Below are 6,308 nucleotides of genomic sequence, written 5' to 3'. Positions count from 1 at the left end.
GGAATTATGTCCAATTAGAGGATTATTTATTCATTCATATAATTAATAAAATATTATGTGTTTATTTATTAACTCCCTTTCCAGAATCAGTAACATTATCTAATACGGATGGGTAAGGTTCAAAAAAAGTTTGATTTATAAGATTTTTTTCTTCAAAACGTACCGCATTTGATTTTATAACATAAAGTGGTACACTAAACGGAACTTTACTCCCTCTATACTGTTCTATTGCATCTAAAATAAATTCTTTCTCCCTATGTGTTAGCTTATCTGAAAAATATCCCATAGACCTTGTAAGTACATTTATATTAGAAGTATATCTTGGTAACTTATTTAGTGCTAGTATAAGATTTTTTTCATATTCCGCATAAACGTCTTTCACACTTAATTCACCATTATTTCCTAATATTTGGCCAAGTATTTTCAATTGCTTTTGATTGTAAGCCATAAAAAGAAGCTTGTTTGTACTATGAAATTCCACCAAATCTTCTATATATCTAGTTTCTTTTATCACTCTAAAATTCTTCATAATATATAGTTTTGTTAAAAAATGCTGCCTGATATTATAGTTTCTAACCCTACCCTCGTCTTCCACAGGCAAATTCGGAAACTTTAAAAGAACGCTCTCACCAAACAATCCACTCCCCTTAACTGAAGTAGACCCCTTTTCTGTGCCCTTATAAATTTTAACATCTTTTATTCCACAAGAAGGGGATCTACTCTTTAGGATAAACCCATCCACTTTTGGGAGATTCAAAAGAAATTCTTCTCCGAATTCAGTCATTTCACGCCCTAATTCCCTTTCACTTTTATGTTGTATAAGTTTTACAGGAGTATCTTCACTAGCTTTTATAAGTCTTATAGCTTCCCTTGGTGTTTTTAGTCCTATTTGAACCTCTGGGCATACATTTATAATTTCCACAAACCCCTTTAAATTTTCTACCAAATTGCAACTATCCATCTGACCATCATATCTACATTTTTCAAATCCTAAACAACTACTAACTACAATTACTGGTTTTACTCTATTTATTCTTTCATTATATGAAGTTTTCATATAAACCACCCTTTCTAGATTTTAGCTTCTTTTTTTTAATATATTTTCAATATTCAATGATAATTTGTGTTTACCTCTTTTTTAGGATGCACTACAATGTTCTTTTTAAATCATAAAAATAACTCACATTATTAAAATTGACTCTTTTAGATTTTTTTATAGTATAATCGTAAATATGAATCTACATAGTATAATATATACTTGAAAGGAGTTTATAATGCCAATATATGGATTGTCAAATGATTTAGTATTCCCAGACCCTTCACTTTCAGAGCAGGATGGGCTCTTAGCAATTAATGGAGACCTAACCCCACAGAGACTGCTTCTTGCATACTCAACTGGAATATTTCCATGGTTTTCAGATGAAGAACCTATACTTTGGTGGTCTCCAGACCCACGATTTATTGTTTACCCAAAGGATGTTAAAATTTCTCACTCTATGAAAAAAACACTTAAGAAGAAACGGTTCAGGGTATCTTTTGATACTTGTTTTAGAGATGTTATATCTAATTGTTCTAATATCAGAAAAGATACAGGGACTTGGATCACAGATGAAATGATTGAGGCGTACTGCAAGCTTCATAAGCTCGGTTTTGCTCATTCTGTAGAGACCTTCTACGAAGATAAATTGGTTGGTGGTTTGTACGGTGTGAGCATTGGAAAATGTTTTTTTGGTGAATCAATGTTTTCAACTATGGACAATGCATCGAAGGTAGCCTTTATTACTCTTAGTAAGGTATTAGAGGAAAAAGACTTTAACCTGATTGACTGCCAAGTTCATACAAATCATCTAGAAAGTTTAGGAGGAGTTTTCATATCTAGAAAAGATTTTTTATCACTTTTAAAAAAGGGTATTTCCATAGCACCTTTAAAGTTGTATTTTTAAATTACATAGTAAGAAAATTATCCTAATGACTAATGTCATTAGGATGATTTTTTTATTATTACTCTGACTAATTTTCAACTTCGAATCCTAATTTACCCAATCCACACAAAGTACAAACCCACTCTGTCTATTACTAAGTAAAATATTCAATTATTGCCTCTGGGAAATTTTCTTTTATGAGTTTGGATATATAGACTCTAATGTTTTCACTATCTGGTTTCTTATAAACATACTTAAACTTTCCATAAGGTCCCCATTTTAATAATCGCTTCTCTTCATCTAAATCAAGCACAGTATTTGTAAATCTTTGAACTATAAGTTCCTTTGCAGATTTAGTAAATCTATGTTGGATAAGTTCAAAGCTCATTTCTTCATTATACCCCTGTAATGCTACTTTTAGCGTTTCAAATAATTCCTTATACTCTTCTTTCCAATTGTCATATATCATAATGGGTGCAATTATAAACCCTATTGGGTATCCAGCAAGAGCAATTTTTTTAACTGCTGCTATTCTTTCATTAAAACTACAAGTGTTGTGTTCAAAGTTACTTATTACATAACGCGAGTTTAAAGTAAATCTAAACTTTGTATGCTTATTATGTTTTAGTTTTAAAAATTCATCAACATCATCAAATTTAGTTACAAGCCTAAGTCTTCCATTAGAACTTCTACCAAAATATTCTATGCATTTTGCTAAATTTCCACTTAAGTGCTCAAGAGCTACGGGATCAGTTATGCTTGCGCATTCAAAGCTTGTGATATTCGGCTTGTTATCATCTATATATTTCTGAATAACTTCTAAAATATCTTCTATGTTCAGAAAAATCTTCATAAAAGGTTTTTCACCTTGAGTTGTCTGGAGATAGCAATATTCACAATTGGCAGGACAAGAACTGGATAGCGAAAATTGGTAATCTGCAGACGGCCTACAACTTACCAATTTTTTTTGACCATTTACTGTAAAAAGTACAGTTTTTTTAGCAATAGCATAATTTTTTCCAGGTGACCCACCCTCTATTACTACTTTTTTAGAATTAACTATAGGCACATTTGAATTTTCTAAATACTCTATAACTTTTTTTGCTGAATCATATTTGTGAATTTTGGGATCTATATAAGCAATATCTGGTATAAACAACTTCATTATTTTCACCTCATAGGTATTATTATATTAAATAAAGTTATTTATACATATATTAAATTTTAAAATACCTATCTAACATTATACTTATTAATTACTTTGTTTTTTAACTTTATGCCCAGTGTTTCCCCAATAAATCTATCAATTATGTCATCTTTAGTAGATTTACCCTCTACAAACACATTATATCTTTTGCAAAGTTTGCTTAGATCGCTCTTACTTATATCACAAGTTTTAACAAATTTTTTTGCCGTTTTAACACTAGTCATAACCATTATACGTTTATACATTTCGTCATTAGTCATAGATACACCTCTAATCTTTTATTTATAGCAACATTATACTATATTAAATAACGTCAACTCGTCAACTTTAATTAATCTAATTAACCATTATTTTTCCTTTTATCATCATGCAATACTTGATCAATTACAATTACCATAGCTAAGATAAACGCATAATTTTCTTCTTCATTGATGTCAATTTGGTAGGTATCTCCAAATGAAAGCCACTTTTTGTTTATTTGTGCAACCACGCTGCCATTTTTAATTATTGAAAAATCATGAGCAAAAATATCTCCTTCAATTTCATAATCGCCCATATTACTCTCTATATTGAACTTATTGCTAAAGAAAGTAAATTGCTTTTTCACTTTTGCAGCGTAGTTTCCGTTTAGATATATACTATACTCAGGAAGTAATTTAAATAATTTTTGCTCAATAAATACAATCTCATTGTTATAGGCGTCATAGATCCTTAACTTATTTCCTATTGAAAATATCTTCCCCTCTACTTTAAACACGTCATTACCATAGACATCCATAATGCTAAACTTATCGCCTATTGAAAATATTTTTTCTTTAACATAAAAATTCATTTGGACTCCCCCACCCAGTTATTCATTTTAATTTTACAAGAATATAGAATTCGAAATTATTTGATTGAAATTTATCGTTTGAAGTGTTCATATCAACTGATATATTAGAAAATATGATTTTAATCTTAACTTTATCATTTCCATCCTCAAAGGACATTTCCTCTTGGGTTAAACTCTGATCATTTTCACTATTTTGATTATTTCCATGTTTATCAATAAGTTCGCTTGCAAAATCCATTAAATCTCTTTCATAAATATCTTTTTTATCTTTAGTTATTTTTAATGTGCTTGATTCATTATCAAAGTTTACGCCAAATGTTTTATTTTCTGGAGTCTGCGGTCTATTATTCCTTGAAACAAAGAGATAGTCGTATCCACTAATATCTATTGGTTCCGATGATCCAAAAGAATTAAAATAATAATACTCGTAGTCTCTTTGATAATTTTCTTCATTATACTTCACTCCGAGTGTCCTCTCCATATCTGTAATTTCAAAGTCTTGTGGCAATGCTTTAACATCTCTTAGAGTGTGATTTCTATCAAAGTAATTAATTATACTAGTTATATGCCTTTCATCCTCAACTGTTACCTCAGATTCGGCTTTAACTACTTTGTTATTTAAAATCATGTTATTTCTAACAAATATTTTATTTAGTCTCTTATTTTGGCTGTATTTTGAAATTGAATAGCTACTTAGAGGTCCAAATACAGATATAAAAGTTATTAACGCAAGGGATATTGGAAGAATTATATTTCTTATTTTTTTGGTGCTTGCGAAGTATATCATAACTAAAAATACCCATATACCAAGTGCAACGACAAAATACCTGTTCTCGGTTACCCCGTAAGCTTTAATCCTAATTCCTATAGAAATAAACATCATGACTATCAGTGGAAGTATCAACTTTGGAAAATACTTCATGTATTTCCTTGGCCAAGTCTTTGCACCGAGTAGTGGTGAGATGAAAAATAGCACAGCTGCACTTATTGCAGAATACCAAAGCACAAGATGTGATACGAGTCCCTCTGGCCACTGACCTGTAATAACTATCTTTGTAAAATATATATATAGTATTATAGTATATACAGAAATAAGTGGCATCATAATATACAATACAAGTACATTTAAAAGGCGAGAATAGTCGTTTAAAGTTAATACTTCATTTTTAATTGGTAGACCTGCAAGGAAAAATGTTGGTGCAAATATACCCGAAACCACAAGAAAGGTGTAGTAATAAAGTTCACCTCTAATATTAATTCCTAAAAGCTTATCAATTGTAAAAAGAATTGCGGCTAGTCCTAGGTATAAAACTAGTGAATATAAAACGGTGGTAAAAAATCTAGTAAAGATCGTAATAACATAAAACTCAAAGTCATCACTCTTTGGTAAATATGATATAAAAAGAAAAATCAAATATAAAATAAGGCTAAAACCAATATATCTTGACATTGAAACCATTTCTATGTCCTTTAGAAGAAAGTAATAGTAAAGAATTAAAAGTAGTGTACCTCCTAAATAAGATGCATAAAGTGATACCTTCTTGTAATTATCTAGTCTTTCGAAGAAAAGTTTGATGGATACCGAAAGTGGAATCCCAAGTGCAATTACCATAGTTACTCTGCCAAGGGTTTCTAAAAGATCACCACTCGCATCTGGTCTTATTTCAGAACTATAAATAAGAAGTAAAACACATATCGTTGAAACACCTATAGTTAGTGGGAATCTTTCAAGACTGTTTTCAATTCCTTTTAATAAATCTTTAAATATTTTTTTCATTTCAATCCCCCTTCTTTTAATTCACTTATTTCTTTATCCTTTTGTTCTATCATTCTTTCATATTTCGATTCCATTTCAATCCAGTTTCGATTCAACAGATTTATTAAAGAAGCCATTTCATCGGAACTACCAGCTATACGATTAAATAGCAAAAGATTTAAAGCTAGCACCTCAGGGATTTCCTTATGCGAATATCTCAGTTGATGATCAATTTCTCCATAGCCTTCCTCAAATATTGTTCTCACCTGGATTTCTGCTATAACCTTTTTACTTGTTGGGAAAAACTCTATTAAATAATGCACAGACCTATATCCAGATTTCCTAGAATGAATTTGAATATTTAGCTCCTCAAACCTTTTAGTGTCATCCCCTTCTCGAACGTTAGCAGTTATTTCAATAACTTTCCATGTACTGTAAATAAAATTGTGTATATCTTCCCAATCTTCCTTAAAAATATGTATTGCTCTAACTCCTATTAGATCATTTATTTCTTCTTTATAGTTTTCCATGGAGAACTTAAATTCCGGTCCGTATTTTTCTTTTCGTCCAGTGGTCTTTCTAATAATTTTT

General features: G+C 30.3%; 7 protein-coding genes. 1 reads left to right on the top strand and 6 read right to left on the bottom strand.

The window, feature by feature from the left end; translation table 11 throughout:
- Positions 1–61: 61 nt before the first annotated feature.
- Positions 62–1,057, bottom strand: a complete 996-nt coding sequence (locus tag ACJAX4_RS21280) for a YbgA family protein (protein WP_435791443.1) — start codon at positions 1,055–1,057, stop codon at positions 62–64.
- A 217-nt stretch (positions 1,058–1,274) separates the two neighbouring features.
- On the opposite strand from ACJAX4_RS21280, the gene aat reads away from it, so the two are divergent.
- Positions 1,275–1,943 (top strand): leucyl/phenylalanyl-tRNA--protein transferase, encoded by a 669-nt coding sequence (gene aat, locus ACJAX4_RS21275; protein ID WP_435791441.1) that lies wholly within the window; start codon positions 1,275–1,277, stop codon positions 1,941–1,943.
- Positions 1,944–2,076: 133 nt separating this feature from the next.
- Here aat and splB read toward each other — a convergent pair whose 3' ends face one another.
- The 5 genes from splB to ACJAX4_RS21250 form a co-directional block, all read right to left on the bottom strand.
- Positions 2,077–3,087 carry a spore photoproduct lyase gene (gene splB / locus ACJAX4_RS21270; protein ID WP_435791440.1) on the bottom strand — a complete coding sequence of 337 codons (1,011 nt, stop codon included), beginning with the start codon at positions 3,085–3,087 and terminating at the stop codon, positions 2,077–2,079.
- A gap of 68 nt (positions 3,088–3,155) precedes the next feature.
- On the bottom strand, positions 3,156–3,389 hold the full coding sequence (locus ACJAX4_RS21265) for a hypothetical protein (RefSeq protein WP_435791439.1): 234 nt from the start codon (positions 3,387–3,389) through the stop codon (positions 3,156–3,158).
- Positions 3,390–3,469: 80 nt separating this feature from the next.
- Complete coding sequence (locus tag ACJAX4_RS21260; protein WP_435791438.1) at positions 3,470–3,961, bottom strand: LURP-one-related/scramblase family protein; 492 nt, start codon at positions 3,959–3,961, stop codon at positions 3,470–3,472.
- A 22-nt stretch (positions 3,962–3,983) separates the two neighbouring features.
- On the bottom strand, positions 3,984–5,738 hold the full coding sequence (locus tag ACJAX4_RS21255; RefSeq protein ID WP_435791437.1) for a DUF4153 domain-containing protein: 1,755 nt from the start codon (positions 5,736–5,738) through the stop codon (positions 3,984–3,986).
- The coding region (locus ACJAX4_RS21250; protein ID WP_435791436.1) for a RelA/SpoT domain-containing protein at positions 5,735–6,308 on the bottom strand (574 nt) is incomplete at its 5' end. The genes ACJAX4_RS21255 and ACJAX4_RS21250, both read right to left, overlap by 4 nt.

Origin of the sequence: Clostridium sp., from assembly GCF_051278035.1 — a bacterium.
GTDB lineage: Bacteria > Bacillota > Clostridia > Clostridiales > Clostridiaceae > Clostridium_AD.
Note: the sequence above shows the minus strand (reverse complement) of the source record. Positions and strands in the feature narration are given on the sequence as shown.